The sequence below is a fragment of the Marinobacter sp. tcs-11 genome (assembly GCF_002049515.1).
GTDB classification, from domain to species: Bacteria; Pseudomonadota; Gammaproteobacteria; order Pseudomonadales; family Oleiphilaceae; genus Marinobacter; species Marinobacter nauticus.
On record NZ_LLYU01000012.1, the window covers coordinates 1 to 16,099 of the forward strand.

15 protein-coding genes are annotated in these 16,099 nt (G+C 56.9%); 7 read left to right on the forward strand and 8 right to left on the reverse strand.

Going from position 1 to position 16,099, the window contains the following annotated elements:
* The first annotated feature begins 534 nt into the window (after positions 1 to 534).
* From ARC85_RS13345 to ARC85_RS13355, 3 genes are all read left to right on the forward strand, one after another.
* A complete protein-coding gene (locus ARC85_RS13345) occupies positions 535 to 2,121 on the forward strand; it encodes a hypothetical protein (RefSeq protein ID WP_286715082.1) in 1,587 nt (528 codons plus the stop codon).
* Positions 2,105 to 3,145 carry a hypothetical protein gene (locus tag ARC85_RS13350; protein ID WP_286715084.1) on the forward strand — a complete coding sequence of 347 codons (1,041 nt, stop codon included), beginning with the start codon at positions 2,105 to 2,107 and terminating at the stop codon, positions 3,143 to 3,145. The genes ARC85_RS13345 and ARC85_RS13350 overlap by 17 nt, the downstream gene beginning before the upstream one ends.
* Before the next feature lie 72 nt (positions 3,146 to 3,217).
* Positions 3,218 to 4,291 carry a hypothetical protein gene (locus ARC85_RS13355; protein WP_286715086.1) on the forward strand — a complete coding sequence of 358 codons (1,074 nt, stop codon included), beginning with the start codon at positions 3,218 to 3,220 and terminating at the stop codon, positions 4,289 to 4,291.
* A gap of 63 nt (positions 4,292 to 4,354) precedes the next feature.
* Here the strand turns inward: ARC85_RS13355 and ARC85_RS13360 are convergent, their stop codons facing one another.
* On the reverse strand, positions 4,355 to 4,795 hold the full coding sequence (locus ARC85_RS13360; protein ID WP_286715089.1) for a VOC family protein: 441 nt from the start codon (positions 4,793 to 4,795) through the stop codon (positions 4,355 to 4,357).
* 64 nt (positions 4,796 to 4,859) lie between these two features.
* Between ARC85_RS13360 and ARC85_RS13365 the strand changes: the two genes are divergently transcribed.
* From ARC85_RS13365 to ARC85_RS13375, 3 genes are all read left to right on the forward strand, one after another.
* Positions 4,860 to 5,771: a DUF1853 family protein gene (locus tag ARC85_RS13365; RefSeq protein ID WP_286715092.1), complete on the forward strand. Its 912-nt coding sequence runs from the start codon at positions 4,860 to 4,862 to the stop codon at positions 5,769 to 5,771.
* Between the two features lie 129 nt (positions 5,772 to 5,900).
* Positions 5,901 to 7,304, forward strand: coding sequence for a hypothetical protein (locus ARC85_RS13370; RefSeq protein WP_286715095.1), 1,404 nt, complete (start codon positions 5,901 to 5,903; stop codon positions 7,302 to 7,304).
* Complete coding sequence (locus ARC85_RS13375) at positions 7,276 to 7,650, forward strand: hypothetical protein (protein WP_011786016.1); 375 nt, start codon at positions 7,276 to 7,278, stop codon at positions 7,648 to 7,650. The genes ARC85_RS13370 and ARC85_RS13375 overlap by 29 nt, the downstream gene beginning before the upstream one ends.
* Before the next feature lie 78 nt (positions 7,651 to 7,728).
* Here the strand turns inward: ARC85_RS13375 and ARC85_RS13380 are convergent, their stop codons facing one another.
* Entirely contained in the window at positions 7,729 to 8,268 is a 540-nt protein-coding gene (locus ARC85_RS13380; protein ID WP_011786015.1) for a cold-shock protein, read from the reverse strand.
* A 168-nt stretch (positions 8,269 to 8,436) separates the two neighbouring features.
* On the opposite strand from ARC85_RS13380, the gene ARC85_RS13385 reads away from it, so the two are divergent.
* Positions 8,437 to 8,655, forward strand: a complete 219-nt coding sequence (locus ARC85_RS13385; protein WP_011786014.1) for a SlyX family protein — start codon at positions 8,437 to 8,439, stop codon at positions 8,653 to 8,655.
* Between the two features lie 34 nt (positions 8,656 to 8,689).
* Here ARC85_RS13385 and dapE read toward each other — a convergent pair whose 3' ends face one another.
* The 6 genes from dapE to map form a co-directional block, all read right to left on the reverse strand.
* The gene (gene dapE / locus ARC85_RS13390) at positions 8,690 to 9,820 is read right to left on the reverse strand and encodes a succinyl-diaminopimelate desuccinylase (RefSeq protein WP_011786013.1); all 1,131 of its coding nucleotides are present in this window, start codon (positions 9,818 to 9,820) and stop codon (positions 8,690 to 8,692) included.
* 86 nt (positions 9,821 to 9,906) lie between these two features.
* On the reverse strand, positions 9,907 to 10,935 hold the full coding sequence (dapD, locus tag ARC85_RS13395; protein WP_011786012.1) for a 2,3,4,5-tetrahydropyridine-2,6-dicarboxylate N-succinyltransferase: 1,029 nt from the start codon (positions 10,933 to 10,935) through the stop codon (positions 9,907 to 9,909).
* 40 nt (positions 10,936 to 10,975) lie between these two features.
* Positions 10,976 to 11,317, reverse strand: a complete 342-nt coding sequence (locus tag ARC85_RS13400) for an ArsC family reductase (protein ID WP_014422002.1) — start codon at positions 11,315 to 11,317, stop codon at positions 10,976 to 10,978.
* Positions 11,314 to 12,516: a succinyldiaminopimelate transaminase gene (gene dapC / locus ARC85_RS13405; RefSeq protein WP_286715097.1), complete on the reverse strand. Its 1,203-nt coding sequence runs from the start codon at positions 12,514 to 12,516 to the stop codon at positions 11,314 to 11,316. The genes ARC85_RS13400 and dapC overlap by 4 nt, the downstream gene beginning before the upstream one ends.
* Positions 12,513 to 15,158, reverse strand: coding sequence for a [protein-PII] uridylyltransferase (locus tag ARC85_RS13410; protein ID WP_153741594.1), 2,646 nt, complete (start codon positions 15,156 to 15,158; stop codon positions 12,513 to 12,515). Before ARC85_RS13410 ends, dapC begins: the two co-directional genes overlap by 4 nt.
* A complete protein-coding gene (map, locus tag ARC85_RS13415; protein ID WP_153741593.1) occupies positions 15,159 to 15,929 on the reverse strand; it encodes a type I methionyl aminopeptidase in 771 nt (256 codons plus the stop codon). It abuts the gene before it with no gap.
* Positions 15,930 to 16,099: the final 170 nt, after the last annotated feature.

The following is a 16,099-nucleotide window of genomic DNA, read 5'->3' on the forward strand; positions in this document are numbered from 1 at the left end:
AGCAGGCCAAGATTCGGCTGGCGGGTGTTCTCACCGGTGTGGAGTGGTTGCCGGCTTCACAGGGGGCAGCTTAGAAAGCTGCAATCTGCAGTAGATCAGAAAAAACTCTACAAAATCCTAAAGCAATCAGAACGCCAGACGCTTCTTGAGAGCGCAGAGAATCATCTGAACAAATCGCTGCTAACGCGGTTAAGGACACTATCTCGTCAGGGCGAGCCCTCCACTAGTCAACACCTGAAACGGCCGGGTCTATAAGGCATCAGTGCGACTGCCCAATCGACTTGAACATTGATTTAAAATGAATCCTGAGGGATTCAAAAATCCAAGGAAAGGAATAAAACGATGAAATTCATTGGTGCGCTGATCTGCGCTCTCATTCTGGCTGTTGCCGGCTATTTCTGGTTCTCTGAAACGCCTCCGGCGATTAACAAGGAAGCCCTGCTGTTTAATCCCCCGGTGGGAGATGTTCGATATTTTGCGGTTGATCAGACCACAGAAATTGGGGTGTCTGGCAGAGGTGGGTCGGTTAACAGGATGACCAGCGTTCTGCGCAGCGAAGTGCTTGGTGCGGATGCTGGGTTGGTTGAGCTCCAGTCCGGCGCCCTGAAAGTTGCAGAACGAGGACGTGGGCGGACACTTGTAGACACCGAGTCGGGCGAGCCACAAAGCAGTGGTGAAAAACTTCTGGCCGATTTTTTGCGGTCTGGAGTTGTTGAGCAGGTAAGTGTTCATGGCGTGATCAAAGAAAGTACTTACCAGAATCCGGATGCCCTGAAGAGCATTAGTGATCGGCCAGAAGTCCTGCAGACTCTACTTCTTCGCAGCCTGAGTATTTTTCCTTGGTATCCTGGCCAGTTTCCGAATGAAGATCTGGCGATTGGATTATCGTGGCAGACTGAGAATCAAGAATGGAGTGGCGCAACCCTTCAGGGAATGCAGTTCGAAGTTACTCGGTTGGATAGTCAGACGGTGACCCTGGAATTTGCACCCGTCGGAGAGCAAGACCTGCCGGCCGATGAAGATTCAACCCCAAATAGCTTTAGTGCTGCTGGCTACCTCGAACTTGAACGTGCAACAGGCTGGCCGAGGCAGGCTAGTGTTCAGATCAGTACTGAAGAAGAGCATCAAGGGGTAACCTTTCAGATTACCAGTCACTTGAAGGTCAGGCAGTCAGAGGTTGATCCAGGGCCAGACACCGACAGACTGATGTCTATGGCGAAAATATCGATGCAGGCTCGCCCCATCGATACCTCGAACACCGTCTTTAATGACTACTTCACACCCCCCTTCAGCCCGGAACCGGTGGAGACCTCCCTCAATGAGATCCAGCAAACCCTGCTTTGGTTTGGTACGGAACCGGTTGATTACCGCTATGGACGAGCCGTTGGGGTTGAGTCAAAGCTGAATTCCTCCAATCTTCAAACCGCAACGATTCATCCGGTTAACCGTGTTCGGTTGCTGGATGCTGATGGCGAGCCGGTAGTGGAAAACACAATACCGAATCCGGATTTCAGAGTCCTCAAACCTTCGATCGGTGGCAACGCTGCCAGCGCGAGAATGCCCTTCCTTCGTATGGGACTGACGGATGAACAGTTGAGGTCGATTGATGTGATTGAATTCGACGCTCAAGTAACCGTACCAGACCAAGAGTACTCGGTCCTTCTTGACAAGAAAGATAAGGCGATTGAACTGGAGAACGCCGGGCTCAAACTGATTATCGAAGAGTGGGGTGCTGAGGTAGTTCGCATTCGGGTATCCGAGACCGGCGGAACACCACCAGGGGCTCGCCCCATGATCATGGGCTATCCGGTCGACGAATCGGGAGAGCCGGTAGCTCAGTTTGGTCTGCGCATGACCCATTCCGCTTTCGAGACCGTTCTGGGTGCCATGAAGAACCCGCCCCGCGGCGCAAAAGCGATGGCAGCTGAACTAATGCAGGGTCTCGACGCAATGCCTCCCCACGAGAGAAACGGCGATTTTATCTTTGAGTTCAGTCGCACATCAGCTCCTTTGCCAGACCGGTTCAGATTCAATTACATGAGCACTCGCACCAAAGCTATGACATTCATTGCGCCCGCAGCCAGAAAAAACACGGTTGGTGACGATGTCGAGAGCAGTTGAGGGGATGGAGGAGTCTCCGTTGCTCCCTGAGCCTAGAAACAACAGGCGACGTCTCGGCCAAGATTTGCAGCCAGTAGGTGACTACGCAGGTATTCAACCTTATTACCGCGTTTGTGAGGATGTGCAAGCTGTTCACCACCAGGACAAATGTGGCCCAGAGGCATTTCAGTCCGGTGATTGGTGGTGGAGTCAGGGTCGAATTCGTTTTCTGAACGGCAAGGCATTCATTGGTCTTTCAGCCGCACAGCTGCTAATCCCTTATCTTTGGGGCGGGCTTGTCTTGGTTGGTGGAGGGATGATGCTCTTACATTATGCTTCCAAGGTTGAGCTCCCTGACGAACTAAAATCACTTTTAGGCCTCGGAGTGGTTTTGGGTTGGATAGCTCTATCTATGTTTCTAATCATAAAAACCTTACCTTGGGTTATGAGCGCCGCTGCCTTTCTGTTAAAACCGTTCGAAAAAGGCCTTTCTAGGATAACGGATCGCAGCCTTAAAGCGGGCGAAAGCTACTTCAGCCGAGAAACCGGCCAGGTAAGTTTTGCTATGCCGGGCGGCAAGAAACTGACAGCGCCCTTTGAGGAATTCGATGCCTATGTTGAGCGGGTGATAGAAGCCGGCGGGATCTTCTATCGCTTGATGTTCGTGCATCGTTACACCGCCAAACAATTCAGCCAGACGTCCCTGAGCCGGGTCGAACCCACGAAAGAAGAGGTAATGGCGCTGTGGGACATGCTTCAACGCTACATGGATACCTCTCAGCCCTTGCCGGACGTGCCAAGGCTCGAGCCGTTCCGCCATCTGGATCCCGTTACCGCTGAGCATGACGGGCGTATCGGCCGCAACCCACGCTTCTGGCGCGATCTGGATTTGGAAGCTTGGAAGCAAGGGGAGGGCAAGGAATGGCTGAAGCGGCAGATGGAATACCCATGGGATAAACGCAAATGCAGGCTCACACCGCAGTTGGGCAAGATCTCGATGGCGGAGTACCGAAAGCTGCGCCCGGCCGATGCCTGGCCGATTTGAAATGCTTGATAGTATCGGCGCAGCCACATGTCGCTCAGCAACTTCGTTTTTTGTGTTGCTTGAGGGATCTGCGTGACTGAACTGCTGCAAGGCACTGTTTTATCGAACACCGCCTTTCGGGCGATGGAGATTGTTCCACTGCCGAAAGCTCCCAACGAGCGATCGCGCATCGGCGAGGAACTCCAGCCTATCGGTACCTATGCCGGCATTATTCCCTATTTCGGGACAATGGAAGATGTTGAAGTGCTCCAGGAGCACGAACAGTCAGATCCCGAGTTCGGGTCCAAAGATTGGTGCTGGGACTACCAAAGGATTCGATTTTTGAATGACAAATTGGGACTCAAGGTTTTAGTCCTTGCATTGCCGGTCATATGGGTTTTTTTCCTATGGTTCAGCGGTATAGCGTTAGTCGGTTGGGGAATTATTGAGGCAAATAACAACTTAGATATTGCATCCGAGATTCTGGTCTTTATTGGTGGGCTTCTTTCGCTAATGTGGATTGCGTTTGCGATTTGGGTAACTCCGGTTACCACTAACTGGCTCATGAGCACCGGGATGGGATTTGTGCTCAAGCCCTTTGAAAAAGCGATCAACAAGAAACTGGACGACATCCTCGAGGACGGTTGTAGTGAGTTTAACCGAGCCACCGGGCTGGTTCGCCTGGCTCTCGGGCAAGGCCGGTTTTTCGAAGCCCCGTTCGTGGAATTCGATGCTTATGTGGATCGAGTGATCCAGCAAAGCGGTGTGTTCTATCGGCTCATTTTTGTGCATCGCTATACACAAAAGTCATTCCATAAAACGGCTTTCAGTACCATCGAATCCAGCAAATCAGAGGTCCTGGCACTTTGGGATGTACTTCAGACCTACATGGATGTGACGCAGCCCCTGCCAGATGTACCACGGCTGGAACCATTCCGACACCTGGATCCGGTCACCGCTGAACACGACCTGCGCAGCGGTCGCAACCCTCGCTTCTGGCGCGATCTGGATTTGGAAGCCTGGAAGGAAGGGGAGGGCAAGGACTGGCTGAAGCGGCAGGAGGAATATCCCTGGAATAAGCGCAAGTGCCGGCTCACGCCGCAACTCGGTAAGATCTCGATGGCGGAATACCGAGAACTACGTCCGGCCGATGCATGGCCGATTTGATAACACGCTCGATTCTGTAATGGCTGGACCGAAAACCGGCGCCATTACAGAATCGAAGTCACTTTACCAGCTCCCCACATTCTCCATACTCGCCCAAGGCTCCCGTGCTGGGAGCGCATCGCCTTTCTGCAGCAACTCAATGGAAATCCCGTCCGGCGTCTTGATGAACGCCATATGGCCATCCCGGGGTGGGCGATTGATGGTGACGCCACTGGCCTGAAGTTTCTCGCACAGGGCGTAGATATCGTCCACCCGGTAGGCCAGATGGCCGAAGTTGCGGCCGCCGGTGTATTCCTCTGGGTCCCAGTTGTAGGTCAGTTCGATCATGGGCGCCTTGTCTTCCCGGGCCCGCGCTTCGTCTTCCGGGGCGGCGAGGAACACCAGGGTGAAGCGGCCTTTTCCGTTGCTCTTACGGCTGATTTCTACCATACCCAGCAAATCGCAGAAGAAGTGCAGCGTGTCGTCCAGGTTGCTCACCCGGATCATGGTGTGCAGGTATTGCATAAGGTTCTCCTTGGCTGGCTAGGTTCTGAATTGTGTACCCCACAGTTTACGGTATTCTTCGGCTATGACTAAAAACGAGATTACCGAGACGTTGCTGGCGCTCGAGGTGCCGGCGGTCCGGCACCTGGCTTGGCTGTGTCTGTCGCCTCAGTTGTTAAAACATGAGCTCAGTTTCGATCCTGCCGCCCATCTGCCCCCCGAATTCCTGGAGACGTTGAAACGGTGGGAGCGGAATCCTGAAGCCTTGCCTGTTCGGTTGGCGGAAACTCCGGAGCGTCGGCTTGGCCACTATTTCGAGCGCTTGTACGAGGTATTACTGCGGGATCTGTTGGGTTGGGACATTGTACTGCAGAATCAGCAGGTTCAGGCCGAAGGGCGGACGCTGGGTGAGCTGGATTTTCTGGTTCGCAATCGGTACTCCGGCCAACTGGAGCATCACGAAATTGCCATCAAGTTCTATCTAGGCTTCGTAACAGAGGCGAATCAGATCCAGTGGTACGGACCCAATGCCCGGGATCGGCTGGATCTGAAGACTGAGCGCCTGCTGAATCACCAAAGCCGCTTGTGCCAGCGACCAGAAGCCCAGGGCTTGCTGGCCAGTGTTGGCGTCTGCGAAACAGTTACGCCACGAATTTTCATGCCAGGCTATCTGTTCTATCCGGTTGCTCAAACGCTGCCTGAGGCCCCGGCACAGGTGCCGAGGGAGCATCTGAAAGGTCACTGGATGAGGCTTGATCAGGCCCGGCAGGAGAATATCTCTGGCTGGGTACCCCTGTTCAAGCCGGACTGGATCGGCCCCTGGGCTCAATCGGCTGCGCCGGATACAGCATCGGCGAGGGCGGCGTTTGATCGGGTGGAGTGCGCCGGGATACCCCAGTTGTTTGCCGTTTTGAACAGGCGGCCGGAATCCGATCGCTGGGTAGAGCGCAACCGGGTGTTCGTTATGCCGCCTCAGTGGCCGGGTGGGGGCGCCTAAGACCGTTGTAGGGGCTGTTCGGTTCACAGAAACGGGCGTTGGTCGTTGTCACATTCGTGACACGGTTCTAGAATTCCGGGCTGTTCAGGTGGCATCAGGACGATGCCCGTAAGCCAAGGAGATGCCCTGATGGAAGATTGGCAAGGATGTCTGTCTCCGGAGTGTCAGACCGCGCTGTTGATGGCCCGAGAAAATGTTGGGCGCCGGGGCGGTTCTGTGATTACTGCCGAAGATTTTCTGCTGGCATTGCTCGATGCCATCCCCGCGATTCCCCCGTTTTTGCAACGCCAGAGTATCGATCTGGACGAACTCGTTCGCACCATTCAGGGTGAACAGCCCATCGTGACCGAGGTGGTCGGAGACGGTGATCTGTCCTCCCAGTTGATCTATTGGATTGCCTCCGCCCGCGAGTCGGCAGAGGTCCCCTGGCTCGATTGGCCGGTGCTTCTGAAAGCCCTGACGTCCCAGTGTGAACGGCTTCAGGATAAAGCCTACGTAGCTGTTCTCGAGCTTGTGACCTACTGGCCCTCGGCACATGACGTGCCTGTGCCCACCTCCGATGCCCGTTTCGTTGCGCCGGTATCGATTGCTGAACCAGAATGGCTCGCGCTGGCGGAAGATGTTGCGGTTGCCCTGGCGGCCAATCCCGAAGCACTGATTTGGGTTCGGGGGCCGAGGGGGGGCGGCAAGTCGGCCTGGCTGCACTCGCTCCTGAGCACTCCCGGCCTGGCCTGGGTTCAGGTTGATCCTCGCCGGGAGTCGGAAGTGCTGGCCTGTGATCAACCGGTTTTACCGCCAGGTGATTCGTCCTCTGAGCATTGGCCTGCGCTGGTATTGGACAATGTCAGCCCCGCCGATTTGCTGACGTTGATAGCCGAGCCGCTGGGGCTGATCCGGGATCTGGTTTCCGGCTGGTCTGGGCCAATCCTGCTGATTGGTCGTGATTCGATGACGGATTCCAGCGGTGTCGTTCGGCTGGGTCAGTTGCTGGGTCGTGAACCCGAGGTTCTGGAGTTGCCTCCGGTGAGCGTCCGTCAGCGGAGGGCGGTACTCACCGCACATCAACCGGCAATCGAAAAGCGTTGGAATATCCAGGTTTCCCAGGCAGCTCTCGAATATGCGGCTTCCCGACAAAGCAGCTGTGTCAGCACTCCTGGTGGCATGCTGCAGTGGGTACGGCGAGCTGCCGCCCGGCTGGATTTGTTTGCCAGTCGTGGCTCGGTGTCGGCGGCGGCACTGGAGGGCGAAAAAGAGGTGTGGCACCGGCAGTCTCTGGTTGCACTGGCGCGGGGAGAAGATTGCCATCTCCCGGAGCAGAAGGCGGAGGTCCTGATGATTGAACAGGCGGCGGCCGATGTTCTCTGGCACGAGCGCAAGCGGGCCGGCACGCTGCGACGATTGCTGGTGGACGATCTGCGCGAGGAACTGGAGCGATGGGTTGCAGCGAGGCCCGGGCCGGTTCACTATGTGCGACATTGCGAACAACTGCAGGGAGAATTCTTGGGTGCAGGATCTGGAAATCTACATTCGTGACCTTGAACCGGCCGCGGTCTCCAACTGGCTGGAAGGCCAACTGGACGAATTACAGCTGGACGATACCGACGTCAGTTCGGTGGTGAAGGGCATGGCCAGATATAGCGGCGCGCGGGTGCGCATCACGCTGTATCCGGGCGCTTTCGGCAAGCGTTTCACTTCACTGGTGATGGAAGGCGATGAGCTGCCCTGGAACAGCGACCTGGATTGCGCCCGCAGTGCCTGGCGGGCAATGGATACTGAAATCCGCTGCAGCCCGGGAGACTGGAAAGAAGGGGACCCGGTGGAGGACGATAAGTGGTGGCGGCTGGATCATCGCGGCGAGCAGTTGGTGGTCTGGAACTGACAGCCACAAGGTTTTCGGCTTGAAACAAAAAAGCAGCCCCGAGAGGCTGCTTTTTTATTGGCGCGTGCGGGAGCTGTCTCAGTCGCTCAGGATAGACACGTTGTCTGCCTGCAGGCCTTTGTCTGCCTCAACCACGTTGAAGCGCACCAGTTGGCCCTGGCGAAGCACGCGGCGACCACGGCCACGGATGGCGCGGAAGTGCACAAAGATCTCGTCGCCACTGTCACGAACGATAAAGCCGAAGCCTTTCTTGACGTTGAACCACTTGACGGTGCCTTCCTCGTTACCTTCCGGAGTGCTGTCGTCAAAATCGTCTTCGTCGTCGTCATACTGATTGCTGGGCTGGGCACTGCGAGGTGCTGCCTTGCGCGCGGCTGAGTTCCTGGCGGCAGGCTGCTTGCCGGCGAGTGCAATCGCAACAAAGGCGGCAACGGCAAAGACAACAAACGCGAACAGATAGGCCGCTATGCCACCCTGGCTGCCCAGAGCTTCCAGGCCCTGGCCCAACGCCAGGATTTTCAGGGGTTCCGGAGTGGTGGTAAGCAGAAGGCCGAGTACAAACGGTGCCGGAATCGCGATCAGAATGGCAACAAGGATCGCTTTGGCTGGATTACGCATTGGTTGGTTATTCTCCATGGTTTAACACTGACGATAAAAAGCCGGACATCGGGTAACATGGCATGTCTGGCCGGTGAACGCCGCCAATCCCGGGAAAACTGATTATCCCGGCCGCAGGCGGTAAAAGGCGGCATGATACCAGATTACAGAAAGGGCTGACCAAACCTCATGAGCAAAAACTCCCTGGAAGAACGACTGGCAGAACTGGAAATGCGACTTGCGTTCCAGGATGAGCTGATCAACACGTTGAGTGATCAGGTCGCCAAGCAGGAGATGGACATTCGGGAACTGTGGGACGCCAAGAAAATGCTGCACAAGCAACTCAAGGATATCTCGCCGTCCAATATCCGGCGGGAAGAAGAGGAAACACCCCCGCCGCATTATTGATCAGAGGCTCATTGTGAGCCTCTGGTTCGATTCCTTAGGCCAGCAGCTCGACCAGAATCTGTTCGTAGATCTCGGATAGTGTGTCCAGGTCCTCAGCCTTCACACACTCGTCCACCTTGTGAATGGTGGCGTTGATCGGGCCAAGTTCGACCACCTGGGCACCGGTGGGCGCAATGAAGCGACCGTCTGAGGTGCCGCCGGACGTAGACAGTTCTGTCTCACGGCCAGTCACGGTTCGAATGGCATTCTGTGCGGCCGATACCAGCGCGCCTTTGTCGGTCAGGAATGGCCGGCCACTGAGGTGCCATTGCAGATCGTATTTCAGGTTGTGCCGATCCAGGATAGCGACCACTCTCTCTTCCAGGCTTTCCGCGGTGTTCTCGGTGCAGTAACGGAAGTTGAAGTGCACCAGGCACTCCCCGGGCACAATATTGCTGCCGACGCCGGCCTCGACACGAGTTATCTGGAAGGTGGTAGGCGGGAAGAAGTCGTTGCCGTTGTCCCAGAATTCCTTGGCCAACGCGTCCAGTGCCGGTGCAACGTTGTGGACGGCATTCTCGGCCAGATGCGGGTAGGCCACGTGGCCCTGAACGCCGCGAACGGTGAGGTATCCGTGAAGGGAGCCGCGCCGGCCATTCTTGATGACATCCCCTACCTGGTGGGTGCTGGACGGTTCGCCAATCAGGCACCAGTCCATTTTCTCATTGCGGGCTTCGAGGGTTTCCACCACTTTTACGGTGCCATCCTGGGCCGGGCCTTCCTCATCGCTGGTGATCAGCAGGGCAATCGAGCCCCGATGATTCGGGTGGTTGGCCACAAATCGTTCACAGGCGGTGATGAAGGCCGCCAGGCTTCCCTTCATGTCCGCTGCGCCCCGACCGTGCAGGTAGCCGTCCTTGATGATCGGGTCAAACGGCGGGTGCGCCCAGTTTTTCTCGGGGCCGGTGGGTACCACGTCGGTGTGGCCGGCAAATGCCAGAACCGGCCCATTGTTGCCCTTTCTTGCCCACAGGTTGTCGGTTTCGCCAAAGCGCAGGTTTTCCCCACTGAAACCCAGCGGCGCCAGGCGTGACATCATGAGTTCCTGGCAGCCCGCGTCGTCCGGCGTTACGGATTGGCGGCGGATAAGGTCCTTGGCAAGTTCCAGGGTGGGGGAGAGCGACATAGGGAAACCTGTTCGATAAGGAAAGAGTAGAGGGAATAACACCACAGAACCCCCGGTGTCGGTGGGTTCTGTGGCGGGCTACAGCCTTAGTTGTTGGCGTGCAGTTCTTCGTTCAGTTCAATGGCGGTCTTGTTGGTTTTGCACTCAACCGCACCGGTCTGGCTATTGCGACGGAACAGCAGATCGTTTTTGCTGGCCAGATCGCGGGCTTTCACCACTTCCACCAGTTTGTTGTGGTCATCCAGCAGGGCCACCTTGGTGCCTGAGGTGATGTACAGGCCAGCTTCAACGGTGCAGCGATCGCCCAGCGGGATGCCGATGCCGGCATTGGCGCCCAGCAGGCAGTTCTCGCCCACGGAAATAATGATGTTGCCGCCGCCGGAAAGCGTGCCCATGGTGGAACAGCCGCCGCCCAGATCGGAGCCTTTACCGATCATCACGCCTGCGGAGATGCGCCCTTCGATCATGCTGGTGCCTTCGGTACCGGCGTTGAAGTTGATAAAGCCTTCATGCATGACGGTGGTGCCTTCGCCTACGTAGGCCCCCAGACGTACCCTGGCGGTGTCGGCAATACGTACACCCTTGGGCACCACGTAATCGGTCATCTGCGGGAATTTGTCGACCGACTTCACTTCCAGAATACGGCCTTCCAGGCGTGCCTGCAGTTGCCGCTCCGGCAGTTCATTCAGGTCAATGGCGCCTTCGTTGGTCCAGGCCAGGTTGGGCAGCAGACCAAAAATGCCGTCCAGCTTCAGGCTGTGGGGCTTGGCCAGGCGGTGTGAGATCAGGTGCAGTTTCAGGTACACCTCCGGCGTGCTGGAAGCCGTATCGTCCGTTGCCAGTACGGTGACTACCACGGGGCGCTTGCTCTCAGCCGCTTTCTCGGCCAGTTTGGCCTGGTCTGTCCGGCCCAGTTGGCGAAGGGCGTTGGCAAACTGTGCCAGTTGTTCTGCTTTCACGCTGATGGCCTGGTTGCCACCTTTATAGTCCAGCGCAGACTCAACCACGTCGATCAGGTCTCTGTCGGGTGTCATGATCGGCTGCTGGTAGTACACCTCCAGCCATTCGCCCTGGTTGTTCTGGGTGCCGATTCCGATACCGAATGCAAAACTCATCTGGTGGTTGCTCCTGTTGTCATTAAATAGTCAGAAAAATTCAGCCCAGCCACGCAGACCAGTCGTCTGCGTTGAACCCCACATTTACGCCGTCTCCGCGCTCGACGACAGGGCGCTTGATGATGGAGGGGTTGTCCAGCATGATCTGGTGGGCACTTTGGGCGCTAATGGTATCACGAACCTCGTCGGGAAGTTTTCGCCAGGTGGTCCCGCGTTTGTTCAGGAGCGTTTCCCAGCCAACGGCCTGCTCCCACTGGCTGAGCTTCTCGCTGCTCAGGCCGTCTTTCTTGAAATCATGGAACTCATAGTCCAAGCCGTGCTCATCCAGCCACTTCCGGGCCTTTTTGACGGTGTCGCAGTTGCGGATGCCATATAACTTCATTGTTTAAAACCTTTTACGAACTCAACGATACGTTTCGCGGCCTCAACGCATTCCTCCAGGGGAGCCACCAGCGCCATGCGCACGCGGTTTTCACCCGGGTTGTGGCCGTTTACCGTGCGCGACAGATATCGGCCCGGCAATACGTGTACGTTCTGTCGGGCAGACAGTTCCCGGGCGAAAGTTTCGTCGTCCATGGGCGTCTCCGGCCAGAGGTAGAAGCCGGCATCCGGGAAGTCGACGTTCATCACTTCGCGCAGAATGGGCACGACTGCCTCGAACTTGGCCCGGTAGGCGGCGCGGTTTTCGCGCACATGGTCTTCATCGCTCCAGGCGGCGATACTGGCCAGTTGATTATGTATAGGCATGGCACAGCCGTGGTAGGTGCGGTATTTCAGATAGCCAGCCAGCACCTCTGCGTCGCCGGCCACAAAGCCGGACCGCAGGCCCGGCAGGTTGCTGCGTTTGGACAGGCTGTGGAACACCACACAGCGCTCGAAATTGTGGCGGCCGATGGCGGCGCAGGTTTGCAGCAAGCCTTCCGGCGGGTTGGCTTCGTCCGGGTAGAGCTCTGAATAGCACTCGTCCGAGGCAATCAGGAAATCGTGCCGGTCGGCCAGTTCAATCACTTTTACCAGGGTTTCCCTCGGAATCACCGCTCCACTCGGATTGCCGGGTGAGCACAGGAACAGGATCTGGCAGTTCTCCCAGTCCGACTCGGGCACGGCGTCGAAGTCCGGGATGAAGCCATTGCTGCCATCGCAGGGCAGATAAACCGGTGTGGCGCCGGCCAGGAAGGCTGCGCCTTCGTAGATCTGATAGAAAGGATTGGGGCTGACCACGGTGGCGGGTTTGCCAGCATCCACAACCGCCTGAACCAGGGCGAAGATGGCTTCGCGGGTTCCGTTTACGGGCACCACGTGGCGGTTCGGATCCAATGACGCCGGTGCAAGATCAAACCGGCGGGTTGCCCATCCGGCAATCGCGCTACGAAGTTCGTCGGTGCCTTTGGTGGTGGGGTAATTCGCCAGTTTGTCCAGGTTATCGGCAATAACGTCCTTTACGAAGGCTGGCGACGGGTGCTTGGGTTCACCAATTCCCAGGGAGATAGGCTCCAGATGTTCTGGTACCGAAATGCCGGCCTTCAGTTTGGCCAGTTTCTCGAAGGGGTAGGGGTGAAGTCTTTCCAGATTGGGGTTCATTGAATCTCGTCCAGCATTTTACAGAGGTCCTGTTGCAGGGCCTGGCACACGCCCGGGTCGCGCAGGGGTTCGCCCTGTTCGTCGGTGATGAAGAACACGTCTTCAACCCGTTCTCCCAGCGTGGCAATCTTGGCGTTGGTCAGCCGCACCCGGTGCTCCAGCAACACCTGGCCAATCCGCGCCAGCAGACCGGGGCGGTCCGGCGTAATCAGTTCCATCACCGTGCGCTGATTGATGGTGTCGTTGGAGAAGGTCACCTCGGTCGGAAACGCAAAGTGTTTCAACTGCCTTGGCGTTCTGCGATGGATGATGTCCGGATAGTCTTCCGGGTCGTCCAGTTCTTCAATCAGGCGCTTGCGTACACGCTCCTTTCGGGCCGGGTCGATGCCCAGCGGCTGGCCCTTGTCATCAAGCACCACGTAGGAGCTGATGGAATAGGGGCCTTCGGTGGAATTGATGCGGGCATCCACAATGTTCAGGTTCAACTGCTCCAGAACAGCGGTGGTGGCGGCAAACAGGGCGACGCGATCTTTCATGTAGATGATGATCTGGGAATAGCCGTCAGTCGGGCCACCCCGGGTGTCCCGGATCAGCACCAGAGGATCCGGGTTGTCGCCGTGGCGAATGATGGCGGCTGTTTGCCAGGCGATATCGACAGTGGAATCCTGCAGGAAGTATTCGTCGTCCACGGTATTCCAGATCTGGTCGATCTGTTCGTCGGTCATGTTCTGGGCGTGGAGGATTTCCCTGGCTTCCTCCTGGGTGGCCCGGATCCAGGACTGCCGGTCTACCGGATTGTCAGTGCCGCGGCGCAGAGCCCGTTTGGTTTCTATATAAAGCTGGCGCAACAACGACGCGCGCCAGGTGTTCCACAGTTTGGGATTGGTGGCACTGATATCGCAAACCGTGAGGATGTAGAGATAGTCCAGGTGGGCGAGGCTGGGTACCGCGCGGGCAAAGGCCTGAATGATGTCCGGGTCGGAAATATCCTTGCGCTGCGCGGTCATCGACATTAGCAGGTGGTTTTCCACCAGCCAAGACACCAGCTGGGTGTCCCGTTCACTGAGATGGTGCCGCTCGCAAAAGGCTTCGGCATCAATGGCGCCAAGCTCGGAATGGTCGCCGCCCCGGCCTTTTGCCACGTCGTGGTAGAGGCCGGCAATAAACAGGGTTTCCAGTTTCGGCAGCCGGTGGATCAGACGGGAGGCCAGGGGGTATTCGGTTCGGGCCTCGGTGCTGTTGAGCCTCACCATATTACGGATCACCCGCATGGTGTGGGCGTCTACCGTATAGATATGGAAAAGGTCGTGTTGCATCTGCCCGATGATCTGGCCGAACTCCGGCAGGTAGCGGCCCAGCACGTTGTACTTCTTCATGGCCGACAGAGTCTGGTCCAGGGCATGGGGCGTGCGTAGCAGCTCCATAAACAGCGTAGTGACGGCCAGGTCAGACCGGAACGCGTCATCAATCAGATGCCTGTGGGCCCGGAGTGAGCGAATCGTGGTGGCCCGGATACCTTTGATCTCCGGGTGTTGCGCCATCAGCACGAAGATTTCCATGATCGCGTACGGGGCGTAGGCGAACACCTGATTGTTCACCGCTTCAATGTAAAGGTTGCGAACCTGGAAACGTTTGTTCAGGGGGCGAATTTCATCTTCGCCGCCGCTGCCAATGATGGCTTCGTCATAATACTGCAGGATCACGTCGGCCAGCTCCGCCAGTGCAAGCACAGTGCGGTAGTACTGCTGCATCATCAGTTCCACACCCAGGCGTTTGCCTTCGTCCTGGTACCCGAGCATTTGCGCCAGCGCTCGCTGGTGGTCAAACAGCAGGCGATTTTCGTTGCGGTCGGCCAGTAATTGAAGACCAAAGCGGAGCTGCCAGAGGAAGGTCTCTCCCTGATACAGAATCTGATGCTCTTCTTCGGTCAGGATGCTGAAGCGGGTGAGGTCGGCAATATTCTGCAGGCCGAAATGGCGTTTGGTGATCCAGCCGATGGTCTGGATATCTCGAAGGGCGCCCGGTGAGCCTTTGACGTTGGGCTCCAGGTTATATTCGGTGTCGCCGTATTTCTTGTGGCGCTGCTGCTGCTCTTCCCGTTTGGCGAGGAAGTAGTCCCGGTCCGAACTGACGTCGTCTGAATACACCTGCTCACTGAGTTGGGCTCGCAATCCATCCGGGCCTGCGATGGTGCGTGTTTCCAGCAGGTTGGTCAGGATAGTGATATCTTCCCGGGCGGCCTGAATGGATTCCGCCAGGCTGCGAACGCTGTGGCCAATATCGAGTTTCAGATCCCAGAGCAGGGTAACAAACGCGCCCAGGTCTTCCTGCCAGTCTTCTTCTATGCCGTTGCGGGTAAGAATCAGCAGGTCAATATCGGAATGGGGGTGCAGCTCGCCTCGGCCATAACCCCCGACGGCCACCAGCGCAATGTCAGCGGAGCGGGAAAATGGGTACCGGTTCCAGATCAGTCGGAGTACCTTGTCGATGGTGTTGGCCCTGGCATGAACCAGGGCCCGGACATCGGCGCCTTGCCGAAATGCCTCGGCATCAGCGTTGTAGCTTTCCCGCAACAGTTCGCGTGCGGCAAACACCGGTGAGGTGTCGTTACTGATGCGGGATTCCAGCTCGCTTCGGTCCACTTAGAACGACTCTTCCGATCGGCGGGTGAGCACCTCATAGCCATCGGAGGTTACCAGAATGGTGTGCTCCCACTGTGCCGACAGTTTGTGATCCTTGGTGACTACTGTCCAGCCATCTGCCAGTAACTTGGTCTGGTATTTGCCCTGGTTGATCATCGGCTCGATGGTAAAGGTCATGCCTTCTTTGAGTTCCATGCCGGTGCCGGGCTTGCCGTAGTGCATTACCTGGGGCTCCTCGTGAAACACTTTGCCAATGCCGTGGCCGCAATAGTCTCTGACAACGGAGTAACGGTGTTTCTCGGCATACTGCTGTATTACGTGGCCAATATCACCCAGACGGGTTCCGGGTTTCACCAGTTCAATGCCTTTATATAGGCACTCCTGGGTGATCTGGATCAGGCGTTCGGTGCCGGGCTTGGGCTTACCCACAATCCACATCTTGCTGGTGTCGCCGTGGTAACTGTCTTTGATGATAGTGACATCAATATTGATGATGTCGCCTTCCTTCAGCACCTTCTTCTCGGACGGGATGCCGTGACAGATTACGTGGTTGACAGATGTGCAGATAGACTTGGGGAAGCCCTTGTAGTTCAGGGGCGCGGGAATTGCCTGCTGTGTGTTGACGATATAGTCGTGCGCAATACGATCCAGCTCTTCCGTGGTGATGCCGGGTTTGACATGTTCGTCGAGCATTTCCAGAACTTCGGCAGCCAGGCGACCGGCCACGCGCATCTTTTCAATCTCTTCGGGGGTCTTGATAGTTACCTGCATCGGGCTTCCTGTTGATTTGTATCAAACCGGCATTTTAAGGGGCGGCGACATAAGGTACAAGGCGGGGAGCAGGCTATGCTGGCCATAGTCCGGGGCTAAAAATAATGGCGTTTGGCCTGGCAGATATGGTATAAACGCGCCCGCCGGAAACGAATCCGGCAAATTCACAC

Excerpts from the sequence above, each read along its gene's own strand:
- dapE (WP_011786013.1), bottom strand. The coding sequence starts at position 9,820 with ATGTCGCTCTCCCCCACCCTGGAACTTGCCAAGGACCTTATCCGCCGC.
- ARC85_RS13345 (WP_286715082.1), top strand. The coding sequence starts at position 535 with ATGACCAGCGTTCTGCGCAGCGAAGTGCTTGGTGCGGATGCTGGGTTG.
- ARC85_RS13365 (WP_286715092.1), top strand. The coding sequence starts at position 4,860 with ATGACTAAAAACGAGATTACCGAGACGTTGCTGGCGCTCGAGGTGCCG.
- ARC85_RS13370 (WP_286715095.1), top strand. The coding sequence starts at position 5,901 with ATGGAAGATTGGCAAGGATGTCTGTCTCCGGAGTGTCAGACCGCGCTG.
- ARC85_RS13400 (WP_014422002.1), bottom strand. The coding sequence starts at position 11,317 with ATGAAGTTATATGGCATCCGCAACTGCGACACCGTCAAAAAGGCCCGG.
- ARC85_RS13385 (WP_011786014.1), top strand. The coding sequence starts at position 8,437 with ATGAGCAAAAACTCCCTGGAAGAACGACTGGCAGAACTGGAAATGCGA.
- dapC (WP_286715097.1), bottom strand. The coding sequence starts at position 12,516 with ATGAACCCCAATCTGGAAAGACTTCACCCCTACCCCTTCGAGAAACTG.
- ARC85_RS13360 (WP_286715089.1), bottom strand. The coding sequence starts at position 4,795 with ATGCAATACCTGCACACCATGATCCGGGTGAGCAACCTGGACGACACG.
- ARC85_RS13380 (WP_011786015.1), bottom strand. The coding sequence starts at position 8,268 with ATGCGTAATCCAGCCAAAGCGATCCTTGTTGCCATTCTGATCGCGATT.
- dapD (WP_011786012.1), bottom strand. The coding sequence starts at position 10,935 with ATGAGTTTTGCATTCGGTATCGGAATCGGCACCCAGAACAACCAGGGC.
- map (WP_153741593.1), bottom strand. The coding sequence starts at position 15,929 with ATGCAGGTAACTATCAAGACCCCCGAAGAGATTGAAAAGATGCGCGTG.
- ARC85_RS13350 (WP_286715084.1), top strand. The coding sequence starts at position 2,105 with ATGTCGAGAGCAGTTGAGGGGATGGAGGAGTCTCCGTTGCTCCCTGAG.